The organism is Pseudomonas sp. Pf153, assembly GCF_001269775.1.
GTDB classification, from domain to species: domain Bacteria; phylum Pseudomonadota; class Gammaproteobacteria; order Pseudomonadales; family Pseudomonadaceae; genus Aquipseudomonas; species Aquipseudomonas uvaldensis.
In genome coordinates this window covers 399741-416670 of sequence record NZ_LHVL01000018.1, presented here as the reverse complement: position 1 = coordinate 416670, position 16930 = coordinate 399741, and the positions used below count along the sequence as shown (strand labels likewise).

19 protein-coding genes are annotated in these 16930 nt (G+C 61.7%); 5 read left to right on the top strand and 14 right to left on the bottom strand.

Annotation, left to right across the window (positions count from 1 at the left end; genetic code table 11):
• Nucleotide 1: 1 nt before the first annotated feature.
• Nucleotides 2-1102 carry an efflux RND transporter periplasmic adaptor subunit gene (locus tag AD666_RS14040; RefSeq protein ID WP_053152696.1) on the bottom strand — a complete coding sequence of 367 codons (1101 nt, stop codon included), beginning with the start codon at nt 1100-1102 and terminating at the stop codon, nt 2-4.
• 93 nt (nt 1103-1195) lie between these two features.
• Here AD666_RS14040 and AD666_RS14035 point away from each other — a divergent pair, with 93 nt between their 5' ends.
• Nucleotides 1196-1831: a TetR/AcrR family transcriptional regulator gene (locus AD666_RS14035; RefSeq protein WP_053152694.1), complete on the top strand. Its 636-nt coding sequence runs from the start codon at nt 1196-1198 to the stop codon at nt 1829-1831.
• A gap of 111 nt (nt 1832-1942) precedes the next feature.
• Here the strand turns inward: AD666_RS14035 and AD666_RS14030 are convergent, their stop codons facing one another.
• Nucleotides 1943-2725: a class I SAM-dependent methyltransferase gene (locus AD666_RS14030; protein ID WP_053152692.1), complete on the bottom strand. Its 783-nt coding sequence runs from the start codon at nt 2723-2725 to the stop codon at nt 1943-1945.
• A 92-nt stretch (nt 2726-2817) separates the two neighbouring features.
• Between AD666_RS14030 and AD666_RS14025 the strand changes: the two genes are divergently transcribed.
• On the top strand, nt 2818-3438 hold the full coding sequence (locus AD666_RS14025) for a hypothetical protein (protein WP_053152690.1): 621 nt from the start codon (nt 2818-2820) through the stop codon (nt 3436-3438).
• Nucleotides 3439-3462: 24 nt separating this feature from the next.
• Here the strand turns inward: AD666_RS14025 and AD666_RS14020 are convergent, their stop codons facing one another.
• The 7 genes from AD666_RS14020 to ppc form a co-directional block, all read right to left on the bottom strand.
• Nucleotides 3463-4161 (bottom strand): extensin family protein, encoded by a 699-nt coding sequence (locus AD666_RS14020; RefSeq protein ID WP_082339790.1) that lies wholly within the window; start codon nt 4159-4161, stop codon nt 3463-3465.
• A gap of 16 nt (nt 4162-4177) precedes the next feature.
• Nucleotides 4178-4999: an oxaloacetate decarboxylase gene (locus AD666_RS14015; protein WP_053152685.1), complete on the bottom strand. Its 822-nt coding sequence runs from the start codon at nt 4997-4999 to the stop codon at nt 4178-4180.
• 32 nt (nt 5000-5031) lie between these two features.
• Complete coding sequence (locus tag AD666_RS14010; protein ID WP_053152683.1) at nt 5032-5892, bottom strand: DUF72 domain-containing protein; 861 nt, start codon at nt 5890-5892, stop codon at nt 5032-5034.
• Nucleotides 5892-6200, bottom strand: coding sequence for a hypothetical protein (locus AD666_RS14005; protein ID WP_053152682.1), 309 nt, complete (start codon nt 6198-6200; stop codon nt 5892-5894). The genes AD666_RS14010 and AD666_RS14005 overlap by 1 nt, the downstream gene beginning before the upstream one ends.
• A 203-nt stretch (nt 6201-6403) precedes the next feature.
• The gene (gene tsaB / locus AD666_RS14000; RefSeq protein WP_053152679.1) at nt 6404-7081 is read right to left on the bottom strand and encodes a tRNA (adenosine(37)-N6)-threonylcarbamoyltransferase complex dimerization subunit type 1 TsaB; all 678 of its coding nucleotides are present in this window, start codon (nt 7079-7081) and stop codon (nt 6404-6406) included.
• A 93-nt stretch (nt 7082-7174) separates the two neighbouring features.
• Nucleotides 7175-7825 carry an adenylate kinase gene (adk, locus tag AD666_RS13995; protein WP_053152677.1) on the bottom strand — a complete coding sequence of 217 codons (651 nt, stop codon included), beginning with the start codon at nt 7823-7825 and terminating at the stop codon, nt 7175-7177.
• A gap of 291 nt (nt 7826-8116) precedes the next feature.
• Nucleotides 8117-10747, bottom strand: coding sequence for a phosphoenolpyruvate carboxylase (ppc, locus tag AD666_RS13990; RefSeq protein ID WP_053152676.1), 2631 nt, complete (start codon nt 10745-10747; stop codon nt 8117-8119).
• 193 nt (nt 10748-10940) lie between these two features.
• Here ppc and AD666_RS13985 point away from each other — a divergent pair, with 193 nt between their 5' ends.
• From AD666_RS13985 to AD666_RS13975, 3 genes are all read left to right on the top strand, one after another.
• Complete coding sequence (locus tag AD666_RS13985; protein ID WP_053152674.1) at nt 10941-11285, top strand: hypothetical protein; 345 nt, start codon at nt 10941-10943, stop codon at nt 11283-11285.
• A 276-nt stretch (nt 11286-11561) separates the two neighbouring features.
• On the top strand, nt 11562-11975 hold the full coding sequence (locus AD666_RS13980) for a DUF4398 domain-containing protein (RefSeq protein WP_053152672.1): 414 nt from the start codon (nt 11562-11564) through the stop codon (nt 11973-11975).
• Nucleotides 11976-12024: 49 nt separating this feature from the next.
• The gene (locus AD666_RS13975; RefSeq protein ID WP_053153250.1) at nt 12025-12813 is read left to right on the top strand and encodes an OmpA family protein; all 789 of its coding nucleotides are present in this window, start codon (nt 12025-12027) and stop codon (nt 12811-12813) included.
• A gap of 91 nt (nt 12814-12904) precedes the next feature.
• Here AD666_RS13975 and AD666_RS13970 read toward each other — a convergent pair whose 3' ends face one another.
• The 5 genes from AD666_RS13970 to AD666_RS13950 all read right to left on the bottom strand — a co-directional run bounded on the left by AD666_RS13970 (nt 12905) and on the right by AD666_RS13950 (nt 16919).
• Nucleotides 12905-13234 (bottom strand): hypothetical protein, encoded by a 330-nt coding sequence (locus AD666_RS13970; protein ID WP_053152670.1) that lies wholly within the window; start codon nt 13232-13234, stop codon nt 12905-12907.
• Nucleotides 13231-14136, bottom strand: coding sequence for an alpha/beta hydrolase (locus AD666_RS13965; protein WP_053152668.1), 906 nt, complete (start codon nt 14134-14136; stop codon nt 13231-13233). The genes AD666_RS13970 and AD666_RS13965 overlap by 4 nt, the downstream gene beginning before the upstream one ends.
• Nucleotides 14137-14281: 145 nt before the next feature.
• Nucleotides 14282-15559, bottom strand: a complete 1278-nt coding sequence (locus tag AD666_RS13960) for a flavohemoglobin expression-modulating QEGLA motif protein (protein WP_053152666.1) — start codon at nt 15557-15559, stop codon at nt 14282-14284.
• Between the two features lie 35 nt (nt 15560-15594).
• On the bottom strand, nt 15595-16146 hold the full coding sequence (locus tag AD666_RS13955; protein ID WP_053152664.1) for a hypothetical protein: 552 nt from the start codon (nt 16144-16146) through the stop codon (nt 15595-15597).
• 56 nt (nt 16147-16202) lie between these two features.
• Nucleotides 16203-16919: a TetR/AcrR family transcriptional regulator gene (locus AD666_RS13950; protein ID WP_053152662.1), complete on the bottom strand. Its 717-nt coding sequence runs from the start codon at nt 16917-16919 to the stop codon at nt 16203-16205.
• Between the last annotated feature and the right edge of the window lie 11 nt (nt 16920-16930).

The window sequence follows — 16930 nt, the reverse complement described above, 5'->3', positions numbered from 1 at the left end:
ATTACTCCTTGGCCGCCAGATTGACCACGCGGTTGGAGCGATCCACCGGCCGTACCTGCTGGCCGTCGAGGAGCACATGCACGCCGGCCGCCACCACCCAATCATTGGGGTTCAGGCCTTCAAGCACCGGCACGGTCTTTTCGCCGAAGGCGCCAACGCGCACCGGGACTTTTTTCAGCGTGTTGTCGGGGTTGACCACCCAGACATAGGTCGCGCCGTTCTCGGCGGTGAGCGCCGAAAGTGGAACCGACAGTGGCACCTTGTCCGCGGCCTGGATAAACACCCGCGCACTCTGGCCCAGCTCAGCCGGAACGCTGCCCGACGTGAACGCTACGCGAGCAGCGAACGTTCGGGATTTGGGGTCCGCTGCCGGCGAGAGTTCTCGAATATGCCCACTGAAGCGCTGGTCGGGCTGACTCCACAGCTCCACCGAGACAGGCTGACCAATCTTGAACCGACCGAAACTCTGTTCCGGCAGGCTGATCAGCACTTCACGTTCGCCATCGGTGGCCAGGGTGAAGACGGTCTGCCCGGCCGACACCACCTGTCCGACTTCCACCGAACGCCGCGCCACCACACCATCCTGGGGCGCGCGCAGGACCGAATAGCTGGCCTGGTTGTTGGCGACGTCGAATTCGGCCTGGATCTGCTTGAGCCGGGCAGCGCCGGAACGGTAGAGATTTTCGGCGTTGTCGTACTGCGAGCGACTGACCATCTGCCGATCCAGCAAGGTCTTGTAGCGGTCACGTTCAGCACGCACCAGGTTGAGATTAGCCTCGGCGGCGGCGACCTGGGCCCGGGTAGCTTCCAGTTGCAGGCGCACATCCTGGGGGTCCAGTTCGGCCAGCGGTTGATTGGCCTTGACCCGCTGGCCTTCTTCGACCAGTCGTCGGCTCACTTTACCGCCGATGCGAAACGCCAGGTCCGGCTCGAAACGAGCCCGCACTTCTCCGGGATAGCTTTGCGTCGCCTGAGCCGAAGGCTCCGGTTTGACCACCATGGCGGGGCGCACGGCGACGGACACCGGCTCGTCATGGCCACACGCAGACAATAAAAAAACCAGACTGACTGGCAGGGCGAGGGACGACGCATAGCGGAACATGACGAGAGACCTTTCGCTAAGGGTGCTTGGAATAATTATACTGGCGAGTATGTTATTAATAGCAAACTCACCAGTCCAGTATTAAAGCGAAGAATGTCGAACAATCTTTCCCCGCCCAGCGGCCCTGGCCGTCCGAAGGATCTGGCCAAGCGCCAGGCCATTCTCGATGCGGCAAAACGGCTGTTTCTCAGTATGGGATATGCCAGCACCAGCATGGACGCGGTGGCCGCCGAGGCGGGCGTGTCGAAGCTGACGGTCTATAGCCATTTCAACGACAAGGAAACACTGTTTTCCGCTGCCGTGATCGCCAAGTGTGAAGAGCAGGTACCGCCGCTGTTTTTCGAATGGCCTGAAGGCGTGCCGATTGAAAACGTCCTGCTGAACATCGCCCGTGGCTTCCATCAACTGATCAGCAGCGCTGAATCGGTGAATCTGCACCGGCTGATCATGGCCCTGGGCAGCCAGGATCCGAAACTCTCGACGATTTTCTACGAAGCCGGTCCACAGCGGATGCTCTGCGGCATGGAACGGTTGTTGGGCAAGATGAGCCAGAGTGGCGCCCTGTCCATCGACAAACCCCGCCATGCCGCCGAGCATTTCTTCTGCCTGATCAAGGGTGCACCGAATTTCCGGCTGTTGTACGGCTGCGGCGCGCCGCTGGATGCCGAAGCGGCCGAGGCCCATGTGCGGGAAGTGGTGGGGTTGTTCATGCGGGCTTATCGCCCTTAGGTATTGGGTGGCTGGAAGGGCCTGTGGGAGCAAAGCTTGCTCGCGATAGCAGCTTCGCATTCAACATTCATACTGGCTGGTCCGCTATCGCGAGCAAGCTTTGCTCCCACATCAGGGCTTGAGCGCCTTCTTGGGATAGATATCGTAACGACTGGACTTGCCCTCCAGCCCATGGCTCGGCTTAGGTCCTTCGATGCACGGCGCCTTGCGTGGGCGCTTGACCACCACCCGATGGGTCGCCAGGGCCAGGGCCGCTGCCAGCAATGCAGGGGCATCTGTGTCATCCCCCACCAGAGGACGGAACAGACGCATCTCCTTCTTCACCAGAGCGGTTTTCTCACGGTGGGGAAACATCGGGTCCAGGTAGATCACCTGGGGCGGCTCGCCTTCCCAGTTACGCATCAACTCGATGGAATTGCCCTTGAGCAGGTGCATACGAGCCACAATGGGGGCCACGTCGAAATCCTCGGCCCCACGAGCCAGCCCGTCCTCCAGCAAGGCACCGATCAGTGGCTGGCGCTCGATCAGGCTCATGTCACAGCCGAGGCTGGCCAGCACGAAGGCGTCCTTGCCCAGCCCGGCCGTGGCATCCAGCACGCGTGGACGTACACCCTGGGCGATACCGACCGCCTTGGCGATCATCTGCCCGCTGCCGCCGCCATACAACCGGCGATGAGCCGCCCCGCCCTCGACGAAATCCACCCGCACCGGCCCCGGCGCATCCGGCCCCAATTGCTGCAATTGCAGCCCCTGCTCGCCGATCTGCAAGGCAAACTCGCTCTCATCCACCTGAAGGGGCAGCCCAAGCCGCTGGGCCCAATGCTCAGCCTGAGGCTGGAAGGCCGGGGCCAGGGCCTGGACGTGGATGCGGCAGGCCGCAGGTTGCTCGCTCATGGAAAACACACTCAAAAAATTAAGGATCGGCAAAAACGGCCGATAACAACGGTGAACGGCATTTTGCCAGAGCTGAGCGTCGACCGAAAAAAATGTCAGACATTCAATCCACATCGATAGGCGTTATCTCCCCTTACGGCGATTACAGCCTGCGTAACACCCAAGCGCTGAGCGGTGTCAGTCACCTGTGGCAGGATTTCTTTGCCCGGGCCCTGGCCGATCAACTGGGTGAAAACGCACCGGCGCCTGGCAGCTATCAGCCCGTCGCCCTCGATGAAGCGGTTGAACCGACCCTCGGCGCCGAGTTGCTGGATCACATCGTCAGCCAACGCACTCTCGACGTGAAAGACACCCCGGTCAAACCACCGGAGCCGTTGTTCCTGCCCATCGCTGAGTTCGAACTCGACTTGCTGGACAAACCGTTCCCACCCTTCCCGCCAGAAGAGATCACCGCCCAGCAAAAACAGCAGAACTTCGAGAGCCACTGGGTTCGCCCGATCGTCCTCGCCGCCGGCCAACCGCTGCCCGAACCTGGCCCGGCTCCACAGCCACGCCCGCTGCACCTGCCGATTGCCGAGTTCGAACTGGACCTGCTGGACAAGCCCTTCCCGCCATTCCCGGAAGAAGAAATCGTGGCCCAGCAGAAAGCCCTGGATTTCGATACCCGCTGGGCACGCCCGATCGTATTGCAGAACCTGCGTATCGCCGCCTGACGGGTGCCCTGTACACAAATACTTCTACCGACAGATCCACCACGGCCCCACGTCCAGATGGAAATGGTTGCGGTGCGCCGCGTTGTAATCCGGGCTCAAGACCACACTGAACATGTCACAGGCGCCGTCGCGTACCTGGCGCAGGAAGCGAGCGTCGTTGCTGTCTTTCGGCCAATCCCTGAGCACGCTGATCGTGCGACCGTTCGCCAGGCGAAACCCAGCGATGTCCAACGCACTGGCCGTGGCATGCTGGCTGCGCGCACCGGTTTCCCGACCGTACATGTTGCGGCAGGCGAAACTGCCCAGGTGATCCACCCGCGTCACTTTCTGCCCGTAGGCACCTATAGCCGCCGGCTGCAATGCATGGCGCTCGAACAGGGCGAACGCCACCGCCAACGGACAACTGGCCAGGAAGCTGCTACTCAATGCCACCTCGCCACCCTGCACCCTCAACACGTTGGTCAGCGGACAATCAGACTTGGCGCCACTGTCGGCCTGGCGAGCGGTCCGCAACCCGGATGTCGCGAGGGCCTGGTCGCACAGCTGCGGGTCGTTGCGCAGGGCCATGAGCTTGTAGCGGGTCAGCAGGTTCGGCGGGACGTTGACATCCAGGGGCGCCCAGGGATTCCACTGCGGCGGCAGCGACAGCCAACCCCGCCATACCGCGAATAACGCAACGCCCACCAACAGCCCCACCACCAGCAAACCTTTCAGAACCCGCACGGCCATGCCTCGATCATCAGCCCTTGAACAGCTCGTTGGCCTGCTTGAACGGCATCGAGCGTTTTGTAAAGGTGAACGTGCCCTGCTGCTGGATTTCCTCGGCAGCGCGGAAGAATTCGCCATACGCCGCCAGGGCCAGGGCCGAACCGACGCTGATACGCTTGACGCCCAATTCGCTCAGCTGCGCAACCGTCAAGTCCAGCGCCCCGGACATCAACACGTTGACCGGCTTCGGTGCCACGGCCTGAACCACGGCGAGCACTTGCTCGGCAGTGCTTAACCCCGGGGCATACAACACATCGGCACCTGCGTCGGCGAACGCCTTCAATCGACGAATCGTGTCATCCAGATCGGGATTGCCGTGCAGGAAGTTTTCCGCGCGGGCCGTCAGCAGGAAAGGAAACGGCAGGCTGCGCACCGCGTCGGCTGCGGCCTTGATCCGCGCCACGGCATGGTCGAAGCAATAGATCGGGCTTTCTTCGCGCCCCGTGGCATCTTCGATGGATCCCCCGACCGCACCGGCGTGCGCCGCACGAAGCAGGTTGCGGGCGCAATCCTCGGGCCCATCGGCAAAGCCGTTCTCCAGGTCGACCGCCACCGGCAAGTCAGTGGCCGCCACGATGGCCCGGACATTGGCAAGCGTGTCCTCCAGCGCCAGGGCACCATCGGGCCGGGCCAGGGAGAAAGCAAAACCGGCACTGGTGGTCGCCAGCGCCTCGAAGCCGAGCGTTGCCAGCATTTTCGCGGAACCGGCATCCCACGGATTGGGAATGACAAAGGCCCCTTCGCGTTCATGCAAGGCCTTGAACGCCTGGGCTCGACGGGTTTGTGCATCCATGAATGTCGCTCCTGAGCAGAGAAGATATCGCCTCAGAGCAAACCCAGTTGCTCGGCGGCGGGCTCTCTGTATAGCTCAGGCAGGGCCGGCAGGCCAGGCAATCGAGACATCAATCGCCGGTGGAAATGTTGTGCGAGTTTCGCCGCCAGCAGGTTATCGGAGGTATGCAAGAAGATATAAGGCGTACGCCCTTCTTCGATCCAGCCGGCGATTTTCTCCACCCAGGGCGTCAGGAACGGCTCGTTGGCCTCCAGCACCGGATGACCGATGAAACGCACTTGCGGGTATTGGGTGAAAGCTGCCGGGCGGGGCGGCACCCGTGGCTTCTTCGATTGAGCATGGAGCACCGCCGGATCGGTCGAGGTGCAACTGAACAAAGCCCGTGGGTCGAGGCAGATGCGCTCTACGCCACGGTCCAGCAACAAGCGATTGAGACGCCGCTCGGCATCGCCTTTGGCGAAGAATTCATCGTGGCGGACTTCTACCGCCAGAGGACGCTGCAAGGCGTCGATGAACCCGGCCAACTCGGGCAGTCGATTCGGGGTGAAGGCCTTGGACAGTTGCAGCCAGAACGGCGAGACACGCCCGCCAAGCGGGCTGAGCAATTGCAGGAAGGTATCGACGGCCGCCTGGTGCTCGCGCAGATCGCCAGCGTGGCTGATGTCACCGGGAAACTTGGCGGTGAAGCGAAAATGCTCAGGCATGACATCGGCCCAGCGCTGCACGATAGCCGCTGACGGGCTCGCGTAGAAGGTGGTGTTGCCTTCCACGGCGTTGAACACTTGAGCGTAGAGATTCAGGAAATCGGAGCTTCTGGCATCCTGGGGATAAAGGTAATCGCGCCAGGCGTTTTCGCTCCAGGACGGACAGCCCAGGTAATAAGGCAATACCATCAGATGTAGAGGTCGAGCCCCAGCACTTCCATATCCCAGTCGACGAAACCGGCGGTGCTCAAGTAGCTCGCCAAGGCCGTCGCCACGCTTCGAGTCATGGCGCGATGGTAAATCATGTCTTGCTGGCGGGCGGGAAGATTGCTCAGGCGCTGTGCGGAGGCTTTGGCGGCACGGGCAGCCAATTGCTCTTCAGACGGAAACTCCAGTTCGCCATCGAAGTCGTCGAAGGTCTCCTGATCAGCGATCTTGCCCGTACGGGGCCTGCGCTTGATGGGATAGGACTGAGAAGAAACGCCGTCTATACGCATAACAGAATGCTCGGTATCAATGATGGCAATTTAGCGGCACTTTTAAAGCCGCGCAAATGCGCAAGTGATAACTAGAACACATAAAGGCCAAAAGGTTTAAAAACCGGGTAAAAAAATGACGACTGGTAATATTGGGTGTGACTTTTGGGGTCCAGTTCATTTTGTGGGAGCAAGGCTTGCTCCCACCGCCTTTAAAGCCGGGGTTAGCGTTCGGATTTAGGCGTGGCGACCTTGTCCCGCAGGTAAACCGGCTGGGCATCATCGGCCGGAATGGCTTCGCCACGCTCCCAGGCAAAACGCGCCAGGGTGAGCAGGTCTTCGGCGTGAGGCAACGAGGTGGCGTCCTGGCCGCTGAGCTTCACGGCAATTCGCTCGCCGTAGCCCCAACCGGTGCCGGCGCCGAACCACTCCCCCTCGGCGCCTGCCGGCAACGCCGCGACTTCGGGTGGCAGAACCGCTTCGGCCCCCACCAGGCGCATCTCGCCAGCGGTTTCCCGGTAGCAGCCCCAGTACACCTCATCCATGCGCGCATCGATGGCAGCCGCCACCTGACGGGCGCCATGCTCGCGCAATGCCCGCTGGGCCAGCACCGCCAGGTTCGAGACGGGCAGCACCGGGCGCTCCAGGGCAAACGCCAGCCCCTGCACCACGCCGATGGCGATGCGCACGCCGGTGAAGGCCCCTGGGCCACGACCGAAGGCAATTGCATCCACCGCCTGCAAGGTCGTGCCGGCATCGCTGAGCAATTGCTGGATCATCGGCAACAGTTTCTGGGCATGCAGGCGCGGAATCACCTCGTAATGGCTCGTGACCTTGCCGTCGTGCAGCAAGGCAACGGAGCAAGCTTCAGTCGCGGTGTCCAGGGCCAGCAAGGTGCTCATCGGTGTGTCCGTCAATCAGGTAGGAAAAAGTGCGCCAGTATAAACAACTCCGGCCCGCAAGCGGGCCGGAGTCGAGACAGCGGATCAGATCTCTCAGCTCAGCGCTTCAAGCACTTTGCTGGTGATCGCGTCGACCGAACCGACGCCCGGGATGTGGCTGTACTTTGGCTTGCCCTGGGTCTTGGTGGACAAGTCCTGGTAGAAGGCCACCAGTGGCTTGGTCTGGGAATGGTAGACCGACAGGCGATGACGCACGGTTTCTTCGGTGTCGTCCTTGCGCTGCACCAGTTCTTCACCGGTGATGTCGTCCTTGCCAGCCAGTTTTGGCGGGTTGTAGACGGTGTGGTAGACGCGGCCCGATGGCTCGTGAACACGGCGCCCGGCGATACGCTGGACGATCTCTTCGTCATCCACGGCGATTTCCACGACATGGTCCAGTTCCACACCGGCTTCCACCAGGGCTTCGGCCTGTGGAATGGTGCGTGGGAAACCGTCGAACAGGAAACCGTTGGCGCAGTCGGGTTGAGCGATACGATCCTTGACCAATGCGATGATCAGGTCATCCGACACCAGGCCGCCAGCGTCCATGATGCCCTTGGCCTTGATGCCCAACTCAGTGCCGGCCTTGACCGCCGCTCGCAGCATGTCGCCGGTGGAGATTTGCGGGATACCGAATTTTTCAGTGATGAACTTAGCCTGAGTACCTTTACCGGCCCCGGGAGCTCCCAGCAGAATGACGCGCATCGATGTGCTCCTCAATTTTTTTATGTAAAACGCTCGGATTCGCCTCGTGGGGCCAATCTCGGAAAACTGGATCGTGGCCGCCCAAACGGCCAAGGGCTGCTCAAGATACACAGCGGGCCCCACCCACACAAGCCGCCGAAAGTCGGAGGAACCCCCGCCCGGCGCGACCTTTGGAGGAGGTGGCGAACGTCGCAACCGGGCAACAAACTGTCGCCTGGCCGACCTGCTCATGCACACGCCAGGCACTGCCCGGCGAAACCGGGCGTGCCCTGGCAAGACGTCCGACGGACCTCAACCGGTGTTGCGCAAGCCTGCGGCGATCCCCGCTACAGACACCAGCAACGCCTGTTCCACGGGGCTGCCCTGGGCAACGTCCTGCTGCCTCGAGCGTGCCAGGAGTTCGGCCTGCAACAGGTGCAACGGGTCCAGGTAGGTGTTGCGAAGACTGATGAATTCCAATGTCTCTGGGCTATGTGCCAGTAGCTGCGACTGACCGGTCAAACCCAGGACCACGGAGCAGGCCTGCGACAATAGGTCGCGTAAGTGCGCACCCAAAGGTTGCAGTGCCGGTTCCACCAGACGCTCGTCGTAGGAGCGCGCGATATCGGCATCCGCCTTGGCCAGCACCATTTCCAGCATGTCGATGCGGGTGCGGAAGAAGGGCCACTGCTCGCGCATCTGCCCCAGCAACTCACCCTCGCCACGCTCCAGCGCCTTGCCCAGGGCGGTTTCCCAGCCGAGCCAGGCCGGCAACATCAGGCGGGTCTGGGTCCAACCGAAGATCCAGGGAATCGCCCGCAGGCTTTCGATGCCTCCAGCCCGCCGCTTGGCCGGTCGACTGCCCAGGGGCAGGCGGCCCAACTCCTGCTCCGGCGTGGACTGGCGGAAATACTCGACGAACTGCGGGTTTTCCCGCACCACGGCGCGGTAGGCCTTGACGCCGTCGGCCGCCAATTCATCCATCAGGTGCCGCCACTGGGGCGTGGGCGGCGGCGGTGGCAGCAAGGTCGCCTCCAGCACCGCTGCGAGGTAGAGGTTGAGGTTTTGTTCGGCGATGTCCGGCAGGCCGAATTTGAAACGAATCATTTCACCCTGTTCGGTGGTGCGGAAACGTCCCGCAACCGATCCTGGCGGCTGCGACAGGATTGCCGCGTGGGCCGGGCCGCCACCACGCCCCACGGTGCCGCCACGGCCATGGAACAGCAGCAATTCGACTTGCTGTTCGCGGCATATGTCCACCAGCCGTTCCTGAGCCCGGTATTGGGCCCAGGCCGCCGCCGTGGTTCCAGCGTCCTTGGCCGAATCGGAGTAACCGATCATCACTTCCTGGGGCCCTTGCAACCGGGAACGGTAACCCGGCAACAGCAACAACCGCTCGATTACCGGCCCGGCGTTGTCCAGGTCCGCCAGGGTTTCGAACAGCGGCACCACCCGCATCGGCCGCAACACGCCCGCCTCTTTCAGCAGCAGCTGGACCGCCAGCACATCGGAAGCCGCGCCAGCCATGGAGATCACATACGACCCCAGTGATGCCGCCGGCGCCGCCGCGACTTCCCGACAGGTCGCCAGGACTTCCGCCGTATCCGCCGAAGGCTTGAAATTGGACGGAAGTAGCGGGCGACGGTTGTTCAGCTCATCCAACAGGAAGCCGATGCGCTGCTCCTCGTCCCATTCCTCGTAGCGGCCAAGCCCCAGGTAATCGGTAATTTCGGTCATGGCAGCGGTATGACGCGTCGAGTCCTGGCGCACATCGAGGCGCACCAGGAACAGCCCGAACGTCACCGCCCGGCGCAGGCAGTCGAGCAGCGGCCCGTCGGCGATCACGCCCATGCCGCACTCATGCAGCGACTGGTAGCACAGCTCCAGGGGATCGAGTAGCTCGCGGTTGTTCTGCAGCACCTCCGCCGGGGCCGGCGTAGCGACTTTGAGCGATGCCTGTGCCCAATTACGCGTGGCCCGCAGGCGCTCGCGCAATTGCTTGAGCACCGCACGATAAGGTTCGGCACTGTCGCCGGCCTGGGCACGCAAGGCGTCGCTGGCCTTTTGCATGGACAGGTCGGCCGCCAGTTGATCGACGTCGCGCAGGTACAGATCGGCCGCCATCCAGCGCGCCAGCAACAAGACTTCGCGGGTCACTGCGGCCGTGACATTCGGGTTGCCGTCGCGGTCGCCGCCCATCCAGGAAGCAAAGCGCACCGGCGCAGCCTCCAAGGGCAGGCGCAGGCCGGTGGCGGCGTGCAGGGCCTGGTCGGCCTTGCGCAGGTAATTGGGGATGGCGTGCCACAGCGAATGCTCGATCACTGCGAAGCCCCACTTGGCTTCATCGACGGGAGTCGGCCGGGTACGGCGGATTTCCTCGGTGTGCCAGGCTTCGGCGATCAATCGCTGAAGACGCTGATGAATCTGCGCCCGTTCGACAGTAGTCAGGTCCCGATGATCCTGGGCCGCCAATTGCGCGGCGATGGCGTCGTATTTCTGGATCAGTGTGCGGCGGGCCACTTCCGTGGGGTGCGCCGTGAGGACCAGTTCGATCTCCAGCCGGCCCAATTGCCGTGCCAGGGATTCGGCACTGTGTCCCTCTGCCCGCAACCGCGCCAGCAGTTCCGGCAACACCCGCGCCTCGAACGGCGCGGGCTTGGATTCGTCGCGCCGGTGGATCAGTTGATACTGCTCGGCGATGTTGGCCAGGTTCAGGAACTGGTTGAACGCCCGTGCCACCGGCAGCAGTTCATCCTCGGTCAACTGATTGAGGCTGGCGCTGAGTTCGGCATCCGCGGAGCCACGCCGATCGGCCTTGGCGCCCTTGCGGATCTGCTCGATCTTGTCGAGAAACCGGTCCCCGTACTGTTCGCGGATGGTGTTTCCCAACAACTCGCCAAGCAGGTGAACATCTTCGCGCAAGCGTGCATCGATATCGGTCATCAGCAGTTCTCCAGCAAAAAGGTCCGGGCAGCTATCGGGTTAGACACATGAGTCAGAGAGTGCCGATACCAGTCGTTTATGACAAGCGACGAAGGGTCTTTAAACCTTGTAGGGCAAAGCTAGTCTCATAAGTAAGCCACACGACGGCTTGCCACTCACCGCGCCTGCCACGAGCAGACTGATTGAGGCCATCATGAAAATCCGTGAGCTCGCCCAGCACTGGGAAGAAAACGCCAAGGGCCACCTGACCCAGACCGGCTACACGATACATCTGGATGTAGAAGCCGCCGCACGCCTGGCGGCGATCTGCGATATGTACCCCAAACGCCAGCCCGAAGAACTGCTCGGCGAGCTGATCGGGGCAGCCCTGGAAGAACTGGAAGCGAGCTTCCCGTACGTCAAGGGCTCACAAGTGGTCGCCACCGACGAAGAAGGCGACCCGCTATACGAAGACGTCGGTCCTACGCCGCGATTCCTCGCCCTCTCCCGCCGCCATCTGCATCAGCTTTCGTCGCAGAACGACAAATCGAAGCACTGACCCATCCTCCCTCCGTGCCGCCTCCCGGCGCCATGATTTGGCGCTGGGAATACCGCTGCGCGCCTTGAAAGTTCAGCTTTTTTAACCCTGACCGATTGGTCAGCAATACTTTTTGGCGATTGGCCATCTTCGCTGAACTTTTGAAAAACGCCCCGTGTCACACCGAATAACCATACTGGAACGGTTGTTTAAATAAACGCGCCCTGGCCCCCCCAAAAAACAGACGTCAGGCTTGGCGTTTCAGCATGGATTTGTAGTTTTCTCAGGAGTTTCCCAATGGAGTTGAAGCCTATGAATACCTGCACTGCCAAACCCTCAGCCAATGGCCTGCGCGGCCTGAAATTGGCCACCCTGGCCATCGGTAGCAGCTTCATCCTGGCCGGTTGTGCCGGAAATCCACCGTCGGAGCAGTACGCGGTAACGCAATCGGCGGTCAACAGCGCCGTCAGCGCCGGCGGTACCGAATTCGCCGCCGTGGAAATGAAGTCCGCCCAGGACAAGCTCAAGCAGGCCGAGATCGCCATGCACGACAAGAACTACGCCGAAGCCAAGCGTCTGGCCGAACAGGCCGAGTGGGACGCTCGCGTAGCCGAGCGCAAGGCTCAAGCCGCCAAGGCCGAACAGGCTCTCAAGGATTCCCAGAAAGGGGTTCAGGAATTGCGTCAGGAAGGCATGAACAAGATTCAGTAAGCCACTCATGCCGCGACCACTGTTATTGATAAAAGGACGACAGACTATGATGCACAAACATTTGATGATGCCCGCCCTGCTCGCCGCCTGTGTATCGCTGGCCGCTTGCTCCCATGACCCGAACGTGAACCTGGAACAGGCCCGCACCAACTACAACGGCCTGCAGGCCGATCCGGCAGCCACCAAGGTCGCCGCACTGGAGACCAAGGAAGCCGCCGATTTCCTGGCCAAGGCCGACAAGGCCTATCTGGACAAGGAAGACGAGGCCAAGGTCGACCAACTGGCCTACCTGACCAACCAGCGCGTTGAAGTGGCCAAGCAGACCATCGCTCTGCGCACCGCCGAAGCCGAACTGAAAAATGCCGGTGACGAACGCGCCCGCGCTTTGCTTGAGGCTCGCAACGCCCAGATCAAGCAACTGCAAGACAGCCTCAACGCCAAGCAGACCGAGCGCGGTACGCTGGTGACCTTCGGCGACGTGCTGTTTGCCACCAACAAATCTGACCTGCGCGCAAGTGGCATGACCAACGTCAGCAAACTGGCCCAGTTCCTCCAGGAAAACCCGGACCGCAAAGTGATCATCGAAGGCTATACCGATAGCACCGGTTCGGACTCCTACAACCAATCATTGTCCGAGCGTCGCGCCAGCTCCGTGCGCACCGCACTGGTGAAAATGGGCGTCGACCCGGCCCGCATCGTGACCCAGGGTTATGGCAAGGAATTCCCGGTGGCCGACAACACCAGCGTCTCGGGCCGTGCCATGAACCGTCGGGTGGAAGTGACCATTTCCAACGACAATCAGCCAGTGGCTCCGCGTTCGACCATGAGCGCCAACTGATCGGCTGAGTGCAACGCAAAAGCCCCGCCTGACTGCATCAGGCGGGGCTTTTTACTGGCTGCATACTCGGCCAATATGGGAGCGGGTTGAGTTACGGCTGGAGCTTCTGCGGCGTCTCCTGCCCCATGCACCGCACCGCGCGCTTCTTGTTGTTGATCAGCACACCGGTCAGGCCCTTCTGTTCGGTGTCGAACAGCACCAGCACGCCGTCGATGCATTGGGCCACCTGGGGCGCCGGCTCCAGGGAGACCTTGTAGTCTTCACCCGGCACGGTCTTGAGCATGGTGAACTCGTTAAGCAACAACGCATCCTCGGGCTTGGCGAAGTGCAGGTAGCCGTAGTACCAGAGCACCGCGACGGTGCCGAGGATGCTGCAGATACCGGTGATGATCAGGGGAATGGCGTTACGTTCTTCGCTCATTGCGGGCTCTCAGGAGATTCAACGGATGTTTTCGGATAATTCGGGACCTCGCCCAGGCGGCGCAGGCCGTCGAAATGCCAGGGGTCGTCGAGGTAGCGCAACATCACCGTACGCCAGGTCGGGTCGGCGAACGTCTGCACGTGGCCACCGCGGGTCAGTTGCAGGACCCGGGGCGGCGGTGCAGCTTGATACAAGCGGATGCCATTGGAAAGCGGCACGATGGGATCATCCAGGCTGTGATAGATCAATTTTGGCACACCGTTCAATTGCGCCACGGAACTGATCGCGCTGTCGCCGTCTGGCACCAGCCAGGACAACGGCACCTGGAACGGCCAGGTCAGCCACGATGTACTCAGGGCAAAGCGCCCGACGTCACGGTAACTGGCGGGCACGCCATCGAGCACCAGGGCCTTGAGCTGCCGTTGCCGCTCGGGATGTTCCACCAGGTAATGCACCGCCAGCGCGCCGCCCAGGCTCTGGCCGAGCAGCACCAGCGGCTTGCCCTGGACCTCGGGGGACTGATCGAGCCACTTGAACGCTGCGTCGATGTCCTGGTAAATCGCCGGCAGGCTCGGCTCGCCTTCGGACAAGCCATATCCCCGATAGTCGACCATCAGAACCTGATAGCCCTGCTCCGGCAGCCACCAACTGCCACCGAGGTGCCAGGCCAGGTTGCCGCCGTTGCCGTGCAAGTGCAGCACCGTCCCCTTGACCTCGACGCCTTTCTTGACGGGCAGCCACCAGCCGTGGAGCCGCAGGCCGTCGGCAGTGGTCAGCGTGACGTCACGGTAGTCGAGCCGGGCCCGCTCCGGGGTGAAGGGCTGGCCGCGCTCGGGGTAGAACAGCAGGGAACTGCAACCGCTCAGGGCCAGCAGCAGGCAGATGATGCCGAGGGTTCGCATCCGGTGAAGCCTCGTAACACTTGAAGTTGAAACACGGTCCCTGTGGGAGCGGGCTTGCTCGCGAATGCGTTGAGTCAGTGACCTATGTATCGACTGACACACAGCCTTCGCGAGCAAGCCCGCTCCCACAGGGGGTTGGGGTGACTCAAAGAATATTGGAATAATCCGCTTCGATCCGATCCAGGCTCAGATGGTTCAGGAAGTTGGAAAAACACATCCACGCCGACAACGCATTCATGTCGCGGAACTGATCGGGCAGGTATTTGGGCGGCACGACCAGGCCTTCGTCCACCAGTTGCCGCAGGGTACGCATGTCCTCCAGGGTGGTCTTGCCGCAGAACAGCAGCGGCACTTGCTCCAGCTTGCCCTTGCGCACGGCCAGCTGAATGTAGTTGTAAACCATGATGAAGCCCTTGAGGTAGGACAAGTCTTTGGTGAATGGCAGACCGGTTGGCACCGAGCCACGGAAAACCCGACTGGCGTTGCCGTAGCTTTCAGCCATCTCGAAACCCTGCTCGCGGAAGAACTCGAAGATCTGGAGGAAATCGGCGCCCTCTTCCACCATATGGATCGCCCGGGTGCGGTTGGTGAGTTTGCGCAGGCGGCTCGGATAGGACGCGAACGTAATAATCTCCATCAGGATCGCCAGGCCTTCCTGGGTGACCGTGGACGAGGGCGGACCCTTGGAGAGGAAGGTGCAGATCGGCTGGTTCAAGCCGTTGAGGGTCGTCCCGACGTGGACCAGGCCCTCATGGACCTCCAGGGCCCGTACGTCGCGCTCGTTGAACATCGCATCGGTACGGATCTTGATGTAGTCGGCGCCCGCCGCCGCGTCGGCGACGATGCCATCGGACTCGAACACCCGGATGGTTTCCTCGGCCTCGCCGAACACCCGGTTGAGCCGGTGTTGCAACAGGTTGACCGCGTCCTTGGCACTGAGGACCTTTGGCTCGTCCTTCAAATCCCCACGGCCATCGATGTTGTTCAGGTAATCGGACAGCATCAGGCCCAGGTCGGACAGGGTCGGGTCACCGGCATGGAAGGCGTCGGACGCGGCGCCGTACAGTTCCTGGGAAATCAGCCCGAAATCCTCGGTGCCGCGGGCCTCGAGCATGCGCACCACCATGCGGTATTCCTTGCACATGCGACGCATGATCTGGCCGACCGGGTTGAACTGCCCGAGCTGACGGGTAATGTCCCGTTCGATGTTCTGGAATTCCAGCTTCACCCCGCTGGAGTCGAAGGACAACGGTCGGTTGAGGTAATAGTCGCGGTCCACGGCGGGCAGTTCCTTGCCCTTGGCCTTGAGAAAACCCTTGCGGATGTTCTCGTCCCACTTCACCGCGTCGAGAATGCGAATCGGCGTTTGCGCCAGCACTATGCGATCGGACAAGGTGCGTATCGTCTGCTGGTAATCGTCCACCCGAAACTCCTGATAAAAACGTCCGTTGAATACTGTTATTGGGCTTTGAGCCGTTGGTAGCGCACGGCCTCCGAGAACACGTCGGAATTGGCCGGGTCGTCGAGGTAACTGAAGACCTTGCGCATGTCGCTGTCCACCAGCACACCCTCTCCCTCTTCGCTGTGGTTCGACTGGCCGCTGAGAAGCTTCTGGCCGATGGCCTGATTGATCTGTTCCATGTCCAGGTTGTAGACCACCAGTTCCTGCTTGTCGGTCAGCTCGAACCCAGCGATTACGAAATGCCCGCCGTATCGGGCCGGCACCTTGGCCGACAGGTACCAGCGGCTGCCGTGACGGGAGACGGTCAGGGGAATGGCTTCGCGCTCATGGGGCCGAGCCCGGAAGTAAGTGATGGCCTGGTAGCGGTGCTTGCCGACTTTCGTCAGCTCCAGGTTCAATGGCTCGCCCCAGGCGTTGGTACTGGTCCAATGACCGAGCAGGCCTTCGGGCGCAGCTTCGCTGTCGGGCAACGGCGCCTTGAAGGATACCAGGCAACCGCTGAGCAGCAGCAACGACACGGCCAGTACCACGGCACGCCAGGCTTTCATTTGAACTCCCTATGGCAGGCGCCCTCACCACAAGGACAGTGGTGCTCCTGAACGGGTTACACCGACGCCAATACCAAGTGCATATAGCGGGTCAAAATGCCGAGCATGTCCTCATCTGCGACGGGCTCGGCGCCATTGAGCAAGCCCTGATATTCCATCCGTCCGATAATAGCCGTCAACACTTTGGCATCCTGTTGCGGATCGCGCGAGCCCAAGACCTGGAAAATCTGACAGGTCCCCTGCAGCAGGATTTGCTGGTGAGAGCGCACCAGCTCAGCCAGCCGTGGGTTGAGCAGCGCTTCCTGGCGAAAGGCCTGTTCGGCCATCAGGTATTCGCGACGGGTATGCAGTTGGTGCTGCACGTAGTCGGCGGCCAGGCGTGCCATATCGTCCGCCAGTTTCGTACGGGATTCGGCACTGCCGTCTCCGTAAGCGACCATTTCCCGAAGCAGGCCTTCCTTATTGGTCCACAGCTTGGCCAGGAACGCCGCGCTGCGTTCCACGTACTGGGCGAAGGTATCGGTGAGCAGGTCATCGATGTCCTTGAAATAGTACGTGGTGGCCGACAATGGCACGCCCGCCTCGGCGGCCACCGCACGGTGTCGTACCGCTCGCACGCCATCGCGCACGACAATGCGCATGGCCGCGTCGAGAATCTCCTGGCGACGCTGTTCACTGCCCTGTCGGCTGGCCTTGCGGCCCTGGTACTGAACACTTTCAGCTACAGCGGTGGCGATGCCCGCTGCACCTTCTTGAACCATTGCACGATTCACGACAGGTCTTT